Here is an 18,693-nt window from a genome sequence, read left to right as displayed (position 1 = left end):
CTTATTGTTGTAGGTCGTTCAGTTCGGTTTCGAGGAAAAGCGACTAGCGTTTTTTCTTGCGCCACACATCAATCAATACTGCGAACACGATGATCAGGCCCTTGGCGACCTGCTGGTAATAGGAGGACACGCCGAGCAGGTTCAGGCCGTTGTTGATCACGCCGATCAGCAGTGCACCAAACAGCGTGCCGACAATCGTGCCGGTGCCGCCCGACAGGCTGGTGCCGCCGATCACCACCGCGGCAATCGCGTCCAGTTCATAAGAAGTACCCGCCTGGGGCAGGGCGGAGGTGGTGCGCGCCGACAGCACCACACCGGTCAGCCCGGCGAGCAAGCCCGAAACCACGTACACCGAAAACATCACCTTGCGCACGCCGATCCCGGAGGTGCGCGCGCTCTTCTCGTTGCCGCCCACCGCGTACACATAGCGGCCGTAGGTGGTGTAGCGCAGCACCATCCAGAAGATCAGCGCGACCACGGCGAAGATCACGATGGGCACGCCAATCGGGCCGATCTTGCCGATACCCAGCGCCAGGTACGCGTCGGGCAGGTCGGTGATCGGGCTGCCGTCGTTGAGGATGAAGGTCATGCCCCGGGCAATGCTCAACATGCCCAAGGTCGCGACAAAGGGCGGGATCGACAGGTTGGCGACCATAAAGCCGTTCACCACCCCGAGCATCGCCCCGGCGAACATCCCGGCGCTGACCGCCGCCAGCACGCCATACCCCTGGGTCGCGACCATGGCGCTGCACAACCCGGCAAACGCCAGGATCGAGCCCACTGACAGGTCGATGCCCTTGGTCAGGATCACGTAGGTCATGCCCACGGCGAGAATTCCGTTGATCGAGGTCTGGCGCAGGATGTCCATCCAGTTGCGCCAGGTCATGAAGTATTCGCTGGCGAAGGCCATCACCAGGCACAGCAGGATGAACACCAGCGGCAGGCCGAAGCGGTCGAGGGACAAGCGCAGGCGGCTGCGGGGTGCGGTCGTGACGGGGGCGGCTGCAGGTGTAGAAAGTGATTTGGCATTCATGAGGCAAGACTCAACAAGGCTTCCTGGGAAAGGGCGGTATCGCTGCTGATGGTCACCAGCCTTCCGCCTTTGAACACGGCAATACGGTCACTCAGGTGCAGCAATTCCGGGGCTTCGGACGACACCACAATCGCCGCGCCACCGGCGCGCACGAACTGGTCCAGCAGGTGATAGATCTCCTGCTTGGCGCCTTCGTCGATGCCTCGGGTCGGCTCGTCGCACAGCAGGCAGATCGGCTGGGTCGACAGGCATTTGGCGAGCACCACTTTTTGCTGGTTGCCGCCGCTCATGGATTCCACCGGCAGGTCCAGGGAAGTGGTCTTGATCTGCAGACGCTTGACCATGTCCTGGGCCAGCTGGTTTTCCTTGCGCGCGTTAATCAGCGACCAGCTCGACAGCTGCTTGTAGGCCGACAATGCAATGTTCGAGAGGATGCTGCCGCTGAGCACCAGGCCGCTATCTTTGCGGTCTTCGGTGACCAGCGACATGCCGGCCTGGATCGTTGCCTTGGGCAGGCCGATGGGTATCGGTTTGCCTTGCAGGGTCACGCTGCCGGAGTCCGGAGTGGTCAGGCCGTAGATGCAGTTGAGGAATTCACTGCGGCCCGATCCCATCAGTCCATAGATGCCGAGGATTTCGCCCTGGCGCAGTTGCAGGCTGATGTCCTGGAACTCGCCGGCGCGGCTCAGACTGTCGACATCCAGGCAGCATTCGGCAGCGCATTCGCGGCCCACCTTGTGGTCGATGCGGGTGAGCTCCTGGCCGACGATGCCGCGCACCAGGTGGGCGCGGTCGATATCCGTCATGCGCCCGGTCTCAACGAAAGCGCCGTCACGAAAGATGCTGTAGTCGTCGGCAATTTGCGCCAGTTCGCTGAGACGATGCGACACGTAGATGATGCCGGCACCACGGGCGGTGAGGCGGCGGATTGCCTTGAACAGGGTTTCGGCCTCGCGCTCGCCGATGGCCGAGGTGGGCTCGTCCATGATCATCACCTGGCAGTCGTGGCTGAACGCCTTGGCGATCTCCACCAGCTGGATCTGCGCCACGCTCAAGCGATGCATGGGGCTGGTGGCGTCGACGTCGAACTCCAGGCCTTCCAGCAGTTCGCGAGTGCGCCGGTTGAGCTCCTTGCTGTCGACGATGCAGCCGGCGCGGCGCGGTTCGCGGCCCAGCCAGATGTTTTCGGCGACGGTCATGTAGGGGATGGGTTCCAGTTCCTGGGTGATCATCGCGATCCCCGCCGCCAATGCTTCGCTGGGGCGGTTGAACTGAACGGGTGAGCCATTGAGCAGGATGGTACCGGCGTCACGTTGGGTGATGCCCATGAGGATGCTCAGGAAAGTCGACTTGCCTGCGCCATTACCGCCACACAGGGCGTGGACGCTGCCGGCCCGCAGAGAGAGGCGCCCCTCACGCAGGGCAGGGATCCCGGCGTAAGCCTTGGCGACGTGTTCAGCCTGGAGCAGTAATGGCGTGGCCATCGGCGTGTCCTCGTGCTGTGAATTCTTATTAGGTCGCACAGTCATGTTTCGCTGTGATCATATGTGTATCAAATGAAATTCTGATCAGTCAATCTCTTTCACTGAAAAGTTGTAAATGGGCGGATTTGCGCAAAGTGCACCGGTTTAGAGGGCTTTGACTGCAAGGTCAGCTAAATCCTGCTTGACAGGGCGCCTGGAATGTTCGAGAAATGACTGAGCGAAATTTCATTGAGTGATCATATGATCATTCGAAAGTACCCAAAACGGCAGCGGAGCCAAACGCCATGAACACACCTTTCCCGGTGGCTATCGGATGCGATGAAGCGGGTTATGAGCTCAAAGAACTGTTGAAGCGCCATATCGAGGCGCTGGGTTACCCGGTGACTGACTTCGGTACCCACTCCACGGCGCCGGTGCTGTACCCGGACATCGCCCTGGCGGTGGCCACGGCGATCAATGCCGGTGAGCAGCGGCTGGGGGTGCTGGTGTGCGGCACCGGCATCGGCATGGCCATCTCGGCCAACAAAGTCCTGGGGATTCGTGCGGCCCAGGCCCACGACACCTATTCGGCGGAGCGGGCGCGCAAGAGCAACGATGCGCAGATCCTGTCCATCGGTGCACGGGTGATCGGCGCGGAACTGGCCAAGAGCATCGTCAAGTCGTTCCTGGAGTCGGAGTTCGAAGCGGCGCGTTCCGGGGCCAAGGTCGACCGCATCAACGCGATCGAGCGTGACGGGCATCAGTAGTGGACGGAACAGGGCAAGAGTCGGGAGAATGCGCCTTTGACACCGAAACGGAAGCCCGTGCCCATGAGTGACAGTACCCAGCGCATCGCCAGCGACATCGACCTGATGACCGAAGTGGCGATGCTCTATTACCTTGAGAACGTCACTCAGGAAGCCATCGCCAAGCGCTTCGACCTGTCCCGGGCAAAAGTCAGCCGCCTGCTCAAACGCGCACGGGATGAAGGGATTGTCGAGGTGCGGGTGTTGCAGCACCCAGCGATGAACAATGAGCTGGAACAGGCGCTGGTGGATCGCTTCCAGCTGGACCGCGCCTTGATCGCGGTCGACCACAGCGACCCCGACACCCAGCGCTCGGCGGTTGCGAGCCTGGTGGCCAACTACCTGAACAAAACCCTCAGCGACGGCATGATCGTCGCGGTCGGCATGGGGCGTAACGTCGGTGCGGTGGCCGACAACGTGTTCCTGCCGGTGACCCGCAACTGCACGTTTGTGTGCGCTATTGGCGGTTCGCTCAAGGCGGGCGAATACATGAACCCTGACCACATCTGCCGGCGCCTGGCCCTGCGCTTTGGCGGCGAAAGTGAAAGCCTGTACGCCCCGGCGCTGGTGGCCAATCCGGAACTGCGGGGCGTGCTGATCAGCAACGACACCGTACGTTCCACCCTCGACCGCGCCCGCCGTGCCGACATGGCGTTGATCGGCATCGGCGACATGAGTGAAAACAGCAATATGGTGCGCATGGGTTGGTTCTCACCCCAGGAAATCGCCCAGGCGCGGTTGTCCGGCACGGTGGGCGACATGATGGGCTATGACTTCATCGACATTCATGGCCAGCCGGCGGTCAACGCGATCCAAGGGCGGGTGATCGGGTTGACGGTGCAGGAGCTGTTCCGCATTCCTGATGTGGTGGCGATTGCCAGTGAAAATACCAAAGCGGCGGCGACGTTGGGGGCCTTGCGGTCGGGGGTGATCAACACCCTGGCGACCACGGTGACCAATGCCCATACCATCCTCGCGCTGGATGATGCGACGCGTAAAAGCTGACACCCCGATAGCCCAGCCCCTGAACATCACCTGTGGGAGCTGTCGAGCCTTGGCGAGGCTGCGATGCAGGCGCCTCGGTGTTTCAGTTACACCGCGGTGATGCCATCGCAGCCTCGCCAAGGCTCGACAGCTCCTACGCTGAGTCCGCATTGCAGCCTCGCCAAGGCTCGACAGCTCCTACGCTGAGTTCGCGTTTCGGCAGCAGATGAGCACCCACCGCCTTGGACAGTAACCCCGCCTTGAAGTACCCATACAAAAGGAATGGAATAAGGGTTATTACCAAACTCGAGTAGCCAAACCTGACGTCTTCGTCGAGGATGAATCGTCGCCTCGTCCCGCTCCCAGTGGGCCGTGGCATAGGGAGCATTACCCAGTCGGAAAAGGAAGATCCGCATGAACGAAGACCAGATCAATGTGCTTTGGAGCTTGTTCGGATTTATCGGCCTGAAGTGGGGCACTGCCGCTGATTGCGGGATGTCGCAGCAGCAGTTTCAACAGGCGCTGCAATGGCAGATGCAACGTGACCCGGCCTACACGGGTTATTACCGAGACACCATTGCCGAATACCAGGCGCTCCTCCGGCAATACGGTCAACCCTCACTCGCCCTCGCGGCACTGATTACTCAAAACCCTTACTCACCCAGCAACCCTTCGGCGGTGGCGAACTTTGTGTTGCTTGAGTTCATGCGCTGGAATATCGCGTTTGGCGGGTTCAAGGCGTTCGGCTACATGAACTACAACGGCTGGATGGGCGGTGGCTCGTTCCTGCAACAGCCGCCGCCTTATCGCGCGCTCAACATCCCGGTGCAGAACCTGCCGGTAGGAGGCGACCATGGCCAAGGTGCGTAACGAATCAGCCAATATCGTTATCGTCGGCTCCGGCGTGGCCGGCAGCCTGATGGCGAGCCTGTGTGCAAGCCTCGACGGCGTCGTCATCCTGGAAACCGGGCCGAGCATTCCCATGGCGGATCCCGGCTGGTGGTTTCACCAGGTGGCGCGGGGCGGCGGTACCGCCAATACACCCTACGCGGCTTATTACGATCAGGCTGCGGACTTTGATGCGACCGGCGCCAACCCCTGGAACATCCAGGGTGGCAGGATCTTTGGCGCCGGCGGCACCATGCTGCATTGGGGCGGATGGGTGCCGCGCTTTAAGCCTGAAGACTTCGCGCTGCACACCAACACCGGGCAAGGGATCGACTGGCCCTTCGGCTACAACCAATTGGAGCCCTTCTACAATCAGGCCGAGCAGTATCTGGGCGCCAGCGGTGACTCCAGTGACAACAACCCGCCCCGTAGCCAACCCTATCCTTACGGCGCTGCGCCCTATCCGATCTCGGCGGGGCCTTTCATCCAGGCGTTCCGTCAATTGAATATCGACTATGGTCATTTGCCGGTGGCGCGCTACGGGCAGGCGAATGATAAGGGTGGACCTTGCCGCACCACCGGCACCTGCGACTACTGTCCGGTCGCCGGCCGCTTCACCGGTGATCAGCCGCTGGCCCTGCTTGCCGGCAACCCCAATGTGAGCCTGCGCCTGGGAGCGGCAGTCACGGCGATCCGCATGCTTAGCAAGCAACAGGTGGCGGGCGTTACCTACACCGACCTGACTTCGGGTGACACCGTGGAGCTGGATGCCCAAAACGTGATCCTGTGCAACGGTGCTTTCGAGATTCCCAAGTTGCTCCAGGCGTCCACGTCGAATTTTTGGCCCAACGGCATCGGCAATGACAACGACCTGGTTGGCCGTTTTGTCAGTGCAACTCAATTTTTCTATGCCTCGGGCACCGCGCCTAATCCACAGGCATTCGAGGAGGAGCTGGGTTTTCCCAGTCTGTATTCGCGCACGTACGATTCACCTGAATGCCAGAAGTACGGCAAGTTTTTCATCTCGATGAACTATGAAACGCCCAACATCGACCTGGGCCTGCTGATGGCCCAGGGGCAAAGCATCAGTCAGATTCAGGCGGCTTGCACCGCGCCTGCGAAGTTTCAGCTGTATGGCAACTTATCGGCGATCCCGCAATACAACAACCGGGTCACCTGCGCACCGGGCACTACGCGTTTCGGCTTGCCGCGCACCCTGATCAATACCCCCGACCCGCTGTTCAATCCCGCGGCGGCGCAGAAGTATGTGGGCATTCTTGAAAACGTCCTATTGAAAATGGGGTGCAGCGGTGTGAATTCGGGCACCTACCCGCAGCGGGGCGATCATGTGGCGTGCACCACCCGTATGGCCAACAGTGCGAGCGACGGCGTGGTCAGTCCCGAGTTGCAGGTGTTTGGCGTCGATAACCTGTATGTCGTCAGCAACAGCGTCATGCCCACACTACCCGCCGCCAACCCGACACTGACCCTGGTGGCTTTGGTGATGAGGGCAATGGGTAGCGACACCGCACTGGCGCACCTGACAAAAAAAGCTGCGCCCCCAACGGCTTGACAGACAGGAGTCTGAGCATGACCGGATCATTGAATTTTCACGTCATCATTCCTGACAACAGCGAGCAACAAGGCAAGAACTTCTACGCCGCGCTGTTCCCCGAGTGGCACTTTCGGCATCAGCCGCCGAATGTTTTCTGGGAGATAACCGGGGCGGACGGGCAGACGCCGCAGACGGCCTACCTGGCGATCATGTCGGGCCCTGGCGCGCCCGGCAGCCCGGTGCAGTACTACACCGTCACAGGCATCGACGCTTATCTGCAAAAAGCGATTTCCCTGGGCGCACCCGTGGTGGTCGATAAAACACCGGTACCGGGCGTGGGCTATTTCGCCGAGTTGCGCGACCCGCTGGGCAATGCCTTCGGCTTCTGGGAGAACGACCCCAGCGTGAGCTAGTGCTTTCCATCCCTGTCAGCAAGGAGCTTGATCATGTGGCAGTTCCAGAGCATCGAAAACCCGTCCGGCGCGTCGTTGTGGTTCAGCGATGGTGAGCCGCTGGAGGTGCCTCGCGGCGGCAAAGGCGTGTCCAGTCGCTTGATCGTGGAGGGCCAGGGCTTCCTTGACGTGACGGATTTCCAGAATGGCTTTCCCAATGGGCCGGTCATGGACATGGTCAATCTCAATGGCCAGGTATTCAACTACACCCCCAACCCCAGCGTGGACCTCACGCTGAGCTTGCCCGGCAATGGAACCTTCAGCGCTACCCAGGTCAGCAAGGGCATCACGTTGTCCGGCCAGTTGAAACCCTTGCCGGTGATTTCTGCAGCTGACGTCAATGACTTCAATCAAATGATCGAGGACAACTACGTTCCCTACCAGAACATCCCCGATGCGCCCGGTAAAACCACTGCGCAGATTGCCGCGTTGGGGCTGCAGTTGTTCCCGTTCACGCCCTACAGCTTTCAACTCGCGATGGCGGTATATGACTGGACGACAGCCTCGTTTACCCGCGTGGTTCTGATGAAGATATTTGAGTACACCAGCATAGGCTCGGCGCCTTATCCCCTCGATCAGGCAAGCATTGCTGCGGCGATCTGGGAGTCCAACTGGGGTACCTATACGCCACAAAATGTGGACTACATGAACTCATTCATGATGGTGCCGGCCAATTCGCTGCAAAACGTCCAGAACCAGCTAGCGCAGGTGGCGCCGGCCTTGCAGACCTTCAGTGACGTCGAGAACCGCCTGCTATGCGCGGCGTTCCAGTCCTTGCCACGCACCAGCATTGTCAGTGAGCCCCAGTTGTTCAGCGGGCAAGTGGATATTTCCCAATTGGGCACCGAGCATTTCGGCATCGAATTCCTGCAATGCCCACTCAACGATGGCCCTGTGGGCACGCCTTTGCAGATTCCGCTGGAGGTTGCGCTGGACACGTATATCCAGGTCGGCCAGGTCATTACCAGCAAGATGGTCTGGAGCTTCGGCAGTTCGCTGGAGGAAGCGATGCAGTACCAGAACGGTATCGTCCTGACGGCCAATCCGCCCAACGACGCCTGGGTTTGGGACACGGTCAGCTACATCACCGCACTGTCGGATGACCCGACTAAAATTGAATACACCTTTGCCCCGGGCAGTTCTTTCGAGGTGCTGGCCGTTGCGCAAACCACCGTGCAGGGCAAGCAGGTCTGGAGCATTACCTTGCAGCCGCTGGTTTGAAGCGAGGGGCAGGGCTGCCCTGATCTTGCGCTGGACCAACCCATATCAACTGTGGGAGCTGTCGAGCCCTGGCGAGGCTGCGATGGCGTCACTGCGGTACAACTGGAGTACCGAGTTGCCTGTATCGCGGGCAAGCCCGGCTCCCACAGTTGACTGGCTCAGGGCTTCCACACCTGCACATCCTGCGCATCCACCGCCTTGGGCAACAATCCCGCCTTGAAGAACGCATCCGCAATCTTCTGCTGTTCACCCAACTGATCCAGCGTCACCGGCTGCACCTGATAACTGCGATGGGCGTTGGCCGCCTCGACAGTTGCCACATCCAGATTGCCCCACAACGGGCCCAACACTTTCGCCGCATCACCCGGGTGGCTTTTCACCCACTCGCCAGCCTGGTGCAATTGCTCGTACACCAGTTTCAACACCTCTGGATGCGCCTTGGCGTAGGGCGTGCCCGTCAGGTAGTAGCGCTTGTAGCTGGCAAGCCCGGTACCGTCCGCGAGGGTACGGGTCGGCAGTTGGCGCTGCACGCTGCTGAGGAAGGGTTCCCAGGTGACCCACGCATCAACCTTGTTGTTCTCAAACGCCGCGCGACCGTCGGCGGGCGTCAGGTACGCCGGCTCGATATCGGAGAAGGCCAGGCCTGCCTTGTTCAGGGCGGCGATCAGCAGGTAGTGAGTACCGGCAGCCTTGGTCACCGCGATTTTCTTGCCTTTCAAGTCCGCCAGTTGCTGGATCGGCGAGTCCTTGCGCACCACGATCGCCTGGGCTTGGGGCGAGGGCGCTTCCTGGGCGAAGTACGTGAGCTTGGCCTGCGCGGCCTGGGCGAAGATCGGTACGGTGTCGGCCACGTCAGCGCTGATATCCACGTTACCGACGTTCAGCGCTTCCAGCAGTGGCAGGCCACTGGGAAACTCGTGCCAGGTGACGTCGATGCCGTCGGCCTTGAGGGCTTTTTCCAGGGTGCCCTGGGTTTTCAGCAAGGTGATCAGGGTCGAGGATTTCTGGTAACCGATGCGCACGGTTTCCTGGGCTTGAGTGCTTAGGGCAGTGCAGAGGCCCAGCGTGGCCAAGCCAGTGATGAAAAAACGATGCAGCGAAAACAGGGGCATGTCGTGCTCGACTCTTAATGGATTAAGGTCAGCTTATTGTTCTAAAAAATATTCGATAAATAATTTTTCGGTCTTAGCTTAGGGCTTTATCGGATGCGATCTTCACGGCCTTTCAGCGTCAGGATGAAGGAGGGCGGTATGCAGTTGTATGTTGTTCGTCACGGCGAAACGGATGCCAATGCCGAAGGGCGTTACCAGGGCTCGCTGGACATTGATCTCAACGAACGGGGCGTGCTCCAGGCGCAGGAATTGCGGGTAAGGTTGCCTGGGCATATCGACACGGTCATTGTCTCGCCACTGCGCAGGGCTCAGCAAACGGCGGCGATAGTGTTTGCCGATGAAGGGCTGGAACTGCGAACGCTGGAGGCGTTTCGTGAGCGCGGCGTGGGGGTGTTTGAGGGACTGACCCAGGCGGAAGCGGCGCAGCGGTATCCCGAACTGTGGACGCAGAATATTACCCGGCAATGGGAGCGGGCGCCCACGGACGGTGAGTCAATCTCGCAGTTCGTCGAGCGTATCCGGGGCGGATTGAATCAGTTGCTGGTGAACCATGGGCAACAGGTGGTGGTGCTGGTTGCCCATGGGGTTGTCGCCAAGGCGATTCGCGCATTGGTTCGCGATGATTTCTCAGACTTCTTCGACTGGCAGCTGCGCAATGGCGAAGTGCTGAGTCTCAACATAAACGCAGAGCCCAATGTGGCGAGGGAGCTTGCTCCCGTTGGGGTGCGCAGCGCCCCCTGGTAGGCCGCTGCGGTCTTTCAGGATGGGCCGGTCAATGCTTTTGGGGTTGCTGCGCAACCCAGCGGGAGCAAGCTCCCTCGCCACAGTGTTGGTGTGAGTCCTGTCTACAGGGGAGCGTTCAACGCCTGCGCAAAAGCCTGGGGCGTAGGGCTTTCCGGCCAGGTCGGAACGCCCTCCGCCAGCGTTATCCACGGTTGCTTGTGCCGCAGCCAAATATGCGCCACCGGCTGCACGGACGGGCTCTCATCCAGCGTCCCGACCCGCAGCACAACCAACCCCGGCGCGGCCGTCGTGGTGTTGCAGATCCGCGTATGGCACACCCCGCACAACCGATGCTCCGAACGCTGTCCGTCAACGTCATAGGCATATTCCGTCAGCGAACCTTCAACCCGCAGCGCATCCGCCGGCAACAGCGCATGCAGGGCAAACGCGCTGCCGCTCCAGGTCTGGCAGTGGCGGCAATGGCAGGCATACACCGCCAGCGGCGCGTCGGTATCGAGGGTGTAGGTCACGCGGGCGCAGCGACATTGGCCGGTGAGTGTCATCAAAAACGATCCTGTGCAAAGTGAGGGCGAAAGCCCCATCGGTTATGCTCGCCAGCATGCCGCAGCCTCCGAACAAAGAACATCCGCCAAAACTGCCCAGCGGCTCACAGGAAATGTATGAACGCCCCGCAACTCCAATGGGAAACCCAGCGCGCCTTCCTCGCCGTGTTGCGCACCGGCAGCCTGTCGGGCGCAGCCCGTTTGCTGGGGATCGCCCAGGCCACCGCGCGGCGACGGATCGAGGCCCTGGAGCAGAGCGTCGGGGTCAGCCTGTTTATCCGATCACCCGCCGGGCTATTGCCCACCGACACGGCCAAGGACCTGATCAGCCATGTTGAAGCGATGGCCGTTGCCGCCAACGCCTTTAACCGCGCAGCCTCGGCTGACACGACGCTCGCCGAGGGCACTGTGCGGCTCACCAGCGGCAAGCTGCTGGGCGTTGAAGTGCTGCCGCCAATGTTGCGCAGCCTGCGCCGTGATCATCCGCAATTAGCCATCGAGCTGAGCGTATCCAATCGACTGCAGGCGCTTGCCCGGCAAGAGGCTGACGTCGCCGTACGCATCCGTCGCCCGGTCGAATCCACCGTGGTCGCACGCAAGGTCGGCGACCTGCAAGTCGGGCTGTACGCCGCGCCAGAATTGCTGGCAGAGCAGGGCAAGCCGGACACCGTTGCGCAATTGCACGGCTATCCGCTGATCGGGCCGGACCGCAACTTGCTGGAGATCGAATTCCTGGGTGAGCGCGGTTTCGACTGTTCGGCACCCACTACAGTGATTCGCACCGACGATCACCTCGCGCAGTTGGCCGCGTTGCGTGCGGGACTGGGGATCGGCGTGTGTTCAGCCCAGGTGGCACAACGTCACGGGCTGGTGCGGGTGTTGCCCGCGCAAGTGGATTTCAAGGTTGACGTGTGGATCGCCATGCACCAGGACATGCGCAAGGTCCCGCGCATCGCCGTGGTGTTCGATGGATTGGGCGAGGCCCTGACGGCCTTCCTTCACCCGCGATAACGCAGCGCGTCCACCAACAGCGCAAATGCGGGTGAAGCCTGGCGGCCGCCATGACCCATATCGCGATTAACGAAATGCTCGACGGCAAGGTGGTGGACTGGATGGAGCAGGTCAGCGACGCTCAGTACTCGACCGCGCAATAACACCTGAACGCTGCTCCTCCTCGCGCAACTGGGCGCTCATGGTGTCGCAACTGTGCGTCCACGCCCTCAGCCATTCAGGCATCGCGGGTGATACCTCGGCCAATCCCAGCTCCCGCACAAAATCTGCGGCGGGGAGGGTGCCCTTGGCCGAGCGAAACAGCCCGCGCATCACCACCACGCCGACCACGCGGCCCCGGCTGACGAAGCGGTGCTCCATCACGCTCCATTTATGATCCCAGCCCAGAATCCGGGTGTGGATTTCAAATGCTTCGAACAGCTTCAGTTCCCGTCGGAACTTGCCCCAGGTGTCACCGACAACCGGCAGCGCCTTATTGCGCAAAGCTACGCGAAATGCGCCGCTGCGCAGCACGAAATCCATGCGCCCGACATCGGCCAGGGTGAAATACCGGCCGTTGGTGACGTGCCGGTTGAGGTCAAGGTCCAGCGGCCAGACACGCATCCGTACAACGGTGGTGGCCAGGCCATCGACGGGCTTGCGCCAGGGGCGCCGAAACAGCATGAGCAGTAAGCGAAACCAGAGATTCATGAATTAGCCGAGCAGTGATTGAAGCTCGCACTGTAGTGCGGAGGAATCAGGTAAGGTAGGTGCGCAAATGACTTATTTCATGCGAAAAGCGCAATCTGGAATGTTTATGCACATTACCCTGCTCCTGGCTGATCGGTGTTCGGCTGCCAGCGCCACGCTCGCCCTTGAGATGCTGAGTGCGGCCAATCTGTTTGCCGAGGGCAAGCAGCCCTTTGAAGTGGTCGTCGTTTCGCTCGACGGTAAGCTCGTCAACGCTTGGGGCGGGCAGTGCTTGCAGGTTGATCGTTCGATGGCACAAGTGGGGCACACCGATCTGGTGCTGATACCGGGGTTTCTGTTCACTTTGAAAGAGGCCTTGCCGGCGTTTCCTGCCTACGGTGCATGGCTGCGCAAGCAGCACGCGCAAGGCGCGGTGGTTGCATCAATGTGCACCGCCGCGTTCATGCTTGCCGAGAACGGCCTGCTGGACGGGTTACACGCCACCACTCACTGGGCTTTTGCCGAACTCTTTGCCCGGCGTTACCCCGGGGTGACGTTGCAGGAGACGCAGATCCTCTGTGAAGAAAACCGGGTGATCACCAGCGGCGGGGCGAGTGCCGCGATGGACCTGCTGTTGCACCTGATACGCCGCTTCGGCACACCGGAGTTGGCGCACACCTGTAGCAAGTACCTGCTGATCGACAACGTGCGCAGCGAGCAATCCATCTATGTCATGTGGTCATCGCCTAAAAACCACGGCGACGGAGATATTTTGCGGGTGCAGCATTGGTTGGAGCAGCACTTTGCACAAGCCGTTGTAATCGATGACCTGGCTCAGCGCTTTGGTTTTGGTGTTCGCAATTTCAAGCGGCGCTTCAAGGAGGCCACCGGCTATACACCCATTGCCTACCTGCAAACCCTGCGTTTGGAGCGGGCCAAGCTACTGCTGGAAACCACCCGTATGACGCTGGACAGCATCACCTACGCCGTAGGCTATGAGGACAGCAATTCCTTCCGCCGCTTATTTGAGCAGCGGGTGGGTGTGTTGCCGGTGGCCTATCGCAAGAAATTCCAGCCCGCCCTCAACTGAGTCAGCGCCGCAATTGCGGTTCGCCTTCAATGCAATTCACCAAAAACTCCATCACCACCTTCACCGAAGGCGAGCGGCGCATATCCGGATACACCGTCAGCCAGATATCGCGAACCGGGCCTTCGGTGTTCGTTGCCAGGCGCACCAATACCGCGTCGTGATCTCCCACCAGCGTGGGCAACACCACCGCACCCACCTGGCACCGGGCGGCCATTTGCTGGGTGATCAGGTCGCTGGCGGCGAAGGCAATCGTGCGGTTGCCGCGCACCTGATGCATCCACGCCTGCTGGGGCAGGTGGTCGCGGGTGGCGTCATAGGCAATGAATGTCCACTGCTCAGCGGGCAGTTGTTTGAGCTGGGGCGTGGCATAGAGGCCGAAGCGCACGGCGCCGACCTTTCTGCGTACCAGCGCTTCCTCATCGGGACGCACCGTGCGCAGGGCAATGTCGGCTTCGCCTTTGTCGAGGGCGGCAAGCGTTGTCGAGGACATCAACACGAGATTCAGTTTGGGGTACTGCGCCCTGAAGCGTGCGACATGGGGCGCGATACAGTGGATGGCAATCGACGGCGGGCAACTGACCCGCACGGTGCCGGCCACCTCGATGGAGGCTACGCGGGACAGGCGCATCACTTCGGTGGCCATCTCGCCCATGCCTGCTGCCATCTTCGCCAATGCCAGGCCTTCCTCGGTCAGCGGTCGGCTGCGGGGCAGGCGATCCACCAACTTTACGGCGAGGGCTTTTTCCAGGGCATCGACGCGGCGGCCAACCGTGGCGTGTTCCACCTGCAGCTCGCGGGCGGCAGCCGACAGTGACTGGGTGCGCGCGAGCACGGTGAAGAAATACAGGTCCTGCCAGTCGAACATCGGGTTATTTCCGCACGGAGGGTGGGAGGTATTGGGGAATTCTCGTACAGAGTGGCGGCTTTTACCATGGCGTATTACCACCGCAAACGGAGTTGTCCCGTGATGAAAGCCCTCACCCTTGAAACCTACGGCGGCCCTGAGGTCGTTCAACTGCGCCTTGATGTGCCCAAACCCCAAGTGACCGCCGGCCATGTACTGGTCAAGGTGGCCTGTGCCGGGATCAATTTCATGGATGTTCACACCCGCCAGGGCAAGTACGCCAAGTCGGTGACCTACCCGGTACGGCTGCCGTGCACCCTGGGTATGGAAGGGGCGGGTGTGGTGGTGGCGGTGGGCGAGGGTGTGAGCCATTTGGCGCCGGGTGATCGGGTGGCCTGGTGCATTGCCTGGGGCGCGTTCGCTGAATACGCCAACGTACCCGCCGCGCGAGTGGCGCAAATTCCCAATGCGATAGGCTTCGATCAGGCGGCTGCGGCGATGTTCCAGGGCTGCACGGCTCACTACCTGATTGAAGATGTTGCGCGGTTGCAGACGGGCAACCGTTGCTTGATCCACGCGGCGTCCGGCAGCATTGGCCAGTTGCTTGTGCAAATGGCCCATCGGCTCGGTGCCACGGTGTTCACCACCGGCAGCAGCACTGAAAAATGTGCGATTGCCCTTCAGCGGGGTGCTGATCACGCTTGGCCATACGACGGGTTTGCCGAGCGAGTCTTGCAGGTTACGCAGGGGCGGGGTGTGGACGTGGTGTTCGATTCGGTGGGCAAGGCCACCTTGCGCGAGAGCTTCAGGGCGTGCCGCACGCGGGGGTTGATCGTCAATTACGGCAACGTCTCCGGTTCGATCACTGATCTGGACCCGATGGAGTTGGGGGAAGCCGGTTCACTGTTCCTGACTCGCCCACGGCTCAACGACCACATGGCCGACGGCCCGACCGTACAACGGCGTGCCAATGCGGTGTTTGCAGCGATGCTCGAAGGTTCGCTGACGGTGGATATCGAAGGGCATTACGCGCTGGAAGAGGTGCATCAGGTGCACGCGCGGATTGAAGCCAGGCAGCAGATTGGCAAGGCGGTGGTGTGGCTGGATTGATCAGTCTTTCTGCCCCGGCCCCGGCTTGGGTTCTCCGAAGCTGGCGATGAATTCATCGAGGATGCGTTTGCTTTCGGCCGCCTCTTCGGGGCGAGGCCCGCGGGGGTTGAACCAAGGATCCGGCTTAGGCGCGACCGCGCCGTAGCGGATGCGCACGGACTTGAGGATCGCGTCCCAGACGGCCATGGCTTCGTAGTCGGTGAGTGAGGGGTTGACGGGCTCTGGCGTGGCGGGCTGTTGCCAGAGCGGCAGTTCGTAGCCTTTGTTGGCGAACTCGGGAAGGGTCCAGCGCACCAGATCTTCGGGTTCATTGGGATCAATGGGGCCTGCTTTCATGCCGCCGGCTGAAAGACGGACACTCATTGCTGGGCGACTCAGAGACGGATTGTCGCGATAGTTTTCGCTGACGAAGAGTATTTGACGGTGAGTGTCGTCACTGAAACCGATCAGGGACTCTTCGGCTTGCATGTCGGCCAGAGTGATTTTTCCCGCCCGCAAATTTTCATAATCGCCCGCGAGGAATATTTGCGTGTCTTTTTGCGTGCGAACATGCAAACGCTCTTCATCATCCGGTGATAACGCATTGATGTAGACCTCCAGCGATACGTCAGACGCAGGGGGGCTGAAATCGAAGCTGGCGATTTCCTGATCGTGATGACTTCGGATCACGACGGGGCCCAAGGCGAAGCCCGCACCTGCGTTCTGCGGTGCAGTAACTTTGAAGATTTCTTTGGAGAGTTTTAAAAGGCGTGCTTCAACCGGGGCGGTGTTGCCGTTGTAAGACTGAGCGCGGAGCATGACGTAGGCGTCATCAACCAGCAGATGAAATTCGTGCACGAAAGTATCCGGAAGTTCGGTGCTCTCGAAATACTGAAATGTCGCACTTTGCGGTGATACTTTTTCCGCAGACATCAACATGGGCCTATCCGCCAGCTTGTAGTTTTTTACCATCGCGATTCGACGCGCCCTTTCCTCCAGCGCAGCATCGAACCGCTCCTGAATAACGCCCTCCCCCAACACACGCACTTCAACGGATGAGTGGTCAGCCCCTAACCCGTAATACAGCTTCACATCGCCGCCCCCACTCCAATTAGCGGGCAAATCAATTAGCCCACGGCCCAGCGCCCAGGTGCGCATATGGGTAGTCATTTCGCTCACGTTGTGTTTCTCCTGTTCGCTGGGTTGTTTGAAAACTGCACATCCGGTGATAGAACCCAGCACCAGACACGCCAAAAAAAGAGTCAGCTGACGCATAGGGGCCTCTTGGCTTTTGCCGCGATTTTGATGAGTGAGTAGAGGGTGAAGTGCTGCGCTAACGGGTTAGCGTAGGAGGCTTCATGATCGAAGCCGGGCGCCTTGATTTGCTGGCGGACTTCGCCATTACGCGCACGTTTTATCGGCGCGCTGCCCGAACTTACCGGGACAGTGCCGTCACCGGAGCCGTCCTGCATCTGGCAATGCAATTCCCAGTAACTGGTCTGCACGGTTTTGATCGGCGCATCGGGATCGCCACGCAGCGGCGGCACTGCTTCGGCTCGCCCACCCACATACACAGGGCTGCGTCCGTCATCGCGCACCTCATGCATCTGCAGGCTGGACACCGTGAAGGCGTCGGGCCTTGAGGCGTGAGGGCCATTGAGGCGAGACCCGCGCTGCATTTGCCAGGTGATAGACTCGAAACTGCGGTGTTTATCGTCACTGCCGTAGTAGACGTAGGTTTGGGGGTGATAGGAGCCGCTAATATCATGATGAAAGACTTTTGCTTTTTTAATGTTGTCTGCAAACGTTTCCCACGTAATCGCATCACCATCCTTCGGTGCCAACCACTCTTCACGCAGCAATCCCCACCAACGGTCGCGCCGTAAATAGATCTCTTCATAAGGATCTTTTACGGGTTGGCGCGGCATGGCCGAAACGCCTTTATCGTCGACCAGCCTCAGCCAGCCTGGGGTGTAATCTTGTGTGGGCAATAACTGCAAGGCACCGGGCGCTTGCGCAAAAACGGCGGTAACTTCCTGCCCGGTCGGGCCAATCACTGCACCTGCAATCGGATCTTCGTCGCTCATGCCAACCTTGCAACGGCGATAAGCAACAGGTGCCCCAGTGGCGGGCATTACCCCATGTACGACACCGGCAATTTTGGCGGCCATACCCGGCAACTGCGCACACCTCCGGGCCACCAAGCCACCCATGGAGTGGGTGACCAGAATCACCTGCTGACAGTTGCGGCCATATTGGTGCATCAGTTCATCAATCCGCCCGGCCAGCCTTAATGCAGCCTGCTCGTTTGAATCCAACCAGTTATAACCACACGCATGCACCGGCATTCGATAACCCGCTCGTGCCACCAGCTCATCCGACACAATCGACGGCAACTGACTGGCCAGGGTGGCACCCAGCCCTGGCATGCCAATGGGGATTTCGGGCTTTAACCGGGTGATATGCGTCGGCCCAGGTTCGACAGCAACGGTATGCAGGTGCTCCGGCCGGATGTCGAACTGTGGCCATTGGTGAGGCAAAAACCCGCTGTTCAGAGCCTCTTCCAGCCAAAGAAGAAACGCGTGATAGCTGGTTTCACTGACCTCGCCCCAACCGCGCTCTTCATAGCGTTTTTTCAGGGCCAGAACGGTCTTTTTCCTGTCCAGCCCTGGCTGCGCCAACACCGTACCGGCAACCCGTTCAGGCACCGCACCCTGGTTGTCGACTTCCACCCGGGCCGGGTGCAACAGTTTTTGCCGGATACCGGCTTTTTTGTTAATCCAGTTCAAGGCCAACCACATGTTTTTGCCCATGAACCCCGCATCCAGGCGCCATACGGGAACGGCCTTTTCCTTTTTATTCCGTTTATCAGGCTTACTCTTCAAATTCGACCCCATAATCCCCGGCACAAAAATCACCGGTAGAATCCCGTCCGGCGGCAATATGCACTGCACCGGGTCGGTGATATGGCTGGGTGTCAGGGTCCAGGTGTGCACGGGGTTGCCTCGAGCGTTGTAGCTCATGGGGGCAACGCGAGGCGCCGAGGGCTTATCGGTCATGGGGGGTCTCCGTTTTCAAGCCATTCGAGCGTCACGCCCCGTATCAGCCAAAATGGCGCTCGAAGCAGGCCGGTCCGCAGTGCAGGACACTTTAGGCAGGCATGACTTGAGTCTCAATCACGCGTCGACAA

Annotated in this window: 18 protein-coding genes and 1 pseudogene; 11 read left to right on the top strand and 8 right to left on the bottom strand. The window is 60.3% G+C overall.

Translation table 11 applies throughout. The features are described 5' to 3' along the window. Positions 1-43: 43 nt before the first annotated feature. Both NVB75_RS06415 and NVB75_RS06410 read right to left on the bottom strand, forming a co-directional pair. Entirely contained in the window at positions 44-1,033 is a 990-nt protein-coding gene (locus NVB75_RS06415; protein ID WP_258346509.1) for an ABC transporter permease, read from the bottom strand. Continuing rightward, positions 1,030-2,517 (bottom strand): sugar ABC transporter ATP-binding protein, encoded by a 1,488-nt coding sequence (locus tag NVB75_RS06410; RefSeq protein WP_258346508.1) that lies wholly within the window; start codon positions 2,515-2,517, stop codon positions 1,030-1,032. Before NVB75_RS06410 ends, NVB75_RS06415 begins: the two co-directional genes overlap by 4 nt. Positions 2,518-2,801: 284 nt before the next feature. Between NVB75_RS06410 and rpiB the strand changes: the two genes are divergently transcribed. From rpiB to NVB75_RS06380, 6 genes are all read left to right on the top strand, one after another. After that, on the top strand, positions 2,802-3,263 hold the full coding sequence (gene rpiB / locus NVB75_RS06405; protein WP_003215716.1) for a ribose 5-phosphate isomerase B: 462 nt from the start codon (positions 2,802-2,804) through the stop codon (positions 3,261-3,263). 63 nt (positions 3,264-3,326) lie between these two features. Then, positions 3,327-4,307: a sugar-binding transcriptional regulator gene (locus NVB75_RS06400; protein ID WP_017479041.1), complete on the top strand. Its 981-nt coding sequence runs from the start codon at positions 3,327-3,329 to the stop codon at positions 4,305-4,307. 393 nt (positions 4,308-4,700) lie between these two features. Beyond that, positions 4,701-5,156, top strand: coding sequence for a hypothetical protein (locus tag NVB75_RS06395; protein ID WP_258346507.1), 456 nt, complete (start codon positions 4,701-4,703; stop codon positions 5,154-5,156). Beyond that, positions 5,140-6,747, top strand: a complete 1,608-nt coding sequence (locus NVB75_RS06390; protein ID WP_258346506.1) for a GMC oxidoreductase — start codon at positions 5,140-5,142, stop codon at positions 6,745-6,747. Before NVB75_RS06395 ends, NVB75_RS06390 begins: the two co-directional genes overlap by 17 nt. A gap of 17 nt (positions 6,748-6,764) precedes the next feature. After that, positions 6,765-7,142 (top strand): VOC family protein, encoded by a 378-nt coding sequence (locus NVB75_RS06385; RefSeq protein ID WP_258346505.1) that lies wholly within the window; start codon positions 6,765-6,767, stop codon positions 7,140-7,142. Positions 7,143-7,175: 33 nt separating this feature from the next. Next, a complete protein-coding gene (locus NVB75_RS06380; RefSeq protein WP_258346504.1) occupies positions 7,176-8,402 on the top strand; it encodes a hypothetical protein in 1,227 nt (408 codons plus the stop codon). Between the two features lie 158 nt (positions 8,403-8,560). Here NVB75_RS06380 and NVB75_RS06375 read toward each other — a convergent pair whose 3' ends face one another. Further along, positions 8,561-9,514: an aliphatic sulfonate ABC transporter substrate-binding protein gene (locus NVB75_RS06375; RefSeq protein WP_258346503.1), complete on the bottom strand. Its 954-nt coding sequence runs from the start codon at positions 9,512-9,514 to the stop codon at positions 8,561-8,563. 138 nt (positions 9,515-9,652) lie between these two features. On the opposite strand from NVB75_RS06375, the gene NVB75_RS06370 reads away from it, so the two are divergent. Continuing rightward, positions 9,653-10,258, top strand: a complete 606-nt coding sequence (locus NVB75_RS06370; RefSeq protein ID WP_258346502.1) for a histidine phosphatase family protein — start codon at positions 9,653-9,655, stop codon at positions 10,256-10,258. A 101-nt stretch (positions 10,259-10,359) separates the two neighbouring features. On the opposite strand, the gene NVB75_RS06365 is transcribed toward NVB75_RS06370, so the two are convergent. Continuing rightward, complete coding sequence (locus tag NVB75_RS06365; RefSeq protein WP_258346501.1) at positions 10,360-10,800, bottom strand: GFA family protein; 441 nt, start codon at positions 10,798-10,800, stop codon at positions 10,360-10,362. Positions 10,801-10,917: 117 nt separating this feature from the next. Between NVB75_RS06365 and NVB75_RS06360 the strand changes: the two genes are divergently transcribed. Continuing rightward, on the top strand, positions 10,918-11,811 hold the full coding sequence (locus NVB75_RS06360) for a LysR family transcriptional regulator (RefSeq protein WP_258346500.1): 894 nt from the start codon (positions 10,918-10,920) through the stop codon (positions 11,809-11,811). 47 nt (positions 11,812-11,858) lie between these two features. After that, a pseudogene (locus NVB75_RS06355) lies at positions 11,859-11,954 on the top strand (cupin domain-containing protein); the annotation flags it as partial. On the opposite strand, the gene NVB75_RS06350 reads toward NVB75_RS06355, so the two are convergent. Continuing rightward, positions 11,923-12,501: an acyl-CoA thioesterase gene (locus tag NVB75_RS06350; protein ID WP_258346499.1), complete on the bottom strand. Its 579-nt coding sequence runs from the start codon at positions 12,499-12,501 to the stop codon at positions 11,923-11,925. The pseudogene NVB75_RS06355 and the gene NVB75_RS06350 overlap by 32 nt on opposite strands. Positions 12,502-12,607: 106 nt before the next feature. Here NVB75_RS06350 and NVB75_RS06345 point away from each other — a divergent pair, with 106 nt between their 5' ends. Then, on the top strand, positions 12,608-13,570 hold the full coding sequence (locus tag NVB75_RS06345; protein WP_258346498.1) for a GlxA family transcriptional regulator: 963 nt from the start codon (positions 12,608-12,610) through the stop codon (positions 13,568-13,570). Position 13,571: 1 nt separating this feature from the next. Here the strand turns inward: NVB75_RS06345 and NVB75_RS06340 are convergent, their stop codons facing one another. Further along, positions 13,572-14,435, bottom strand: coding sequence for a LysR family transcriptional regulator (locus NVB75_RS06340; RefSeq protein ID WP_258346497.1), 864 nt, complete (start codon positions 14,433-14,435; stop codon positions 13,572-13,574). A 102-nt stretch (positions 14,436-14,537) separates the two neighbouring features. On the opposite strand from NVB75_RS06340, the gene NVB75_RS06335 reads away from it, so the two are divergent. Then, complete coding sequence (locus tag NVB75_RS06335) at positions 14,538-15,524, top strand: quinone oxidoreductase (RefSeq protein ID WP_258346496.1); 987 nt, start codon at positions 14,538-14,540, stop codon at positions 15,522-15,524. On the opposite strand, the gene NVB75_RS06330 is transcribed toward NVB75_RS06335, so the two are convergent. Together NVB75_RS06330 and NVB75_RS06325 are read right to left on the bottom strand one after the other, a co-directional pair. Beyond that, positions 15,525-16,778: a T6SS immunity protein Tli4 family protein gene (locus tag NVB75_RS06330; protein ID WP_258346495.1), complete on the bottom strand. Its 1,254-nt coding sequence runs from the start codon at positions 16,776-16,778 to the stop codon at positions 15,525-15,527. Continuing rightward, positions 16,766-18,562 carry a triacylglycerol lipase gene (locus NVB75_RS06325; protein ID WP_258346494.1) on the bottom strand — a complete coding sequence of 599 codons (1,797 nt, stop codon included), beginning with the start codon at positions 18,560-18,562 and terminating at the stop codon, positions 16,766-16,768. Before NVB75_RS06325 ends, NVB75_RS06330 begins: the two co-directional genes overlap by 13 nt. Positions 18,563-18,693 lie beyond the last annotated feature (131 nt).

It is taken from the genome of Pseudomonas sp. CBS (genome assembly GCF_024734645.1).
Taxonomy (GTDB): domain Bacteria; phylum Pseudomonadota; class Gammaproteobacteria; order Pseudomonadales; family Pseudomonadaceae; genus Aquipseudomonas.
Note: the sequence above shows the minus strand (reverse complement) of the source record. Positions and strands in the feature narration are given on the sequence as shown.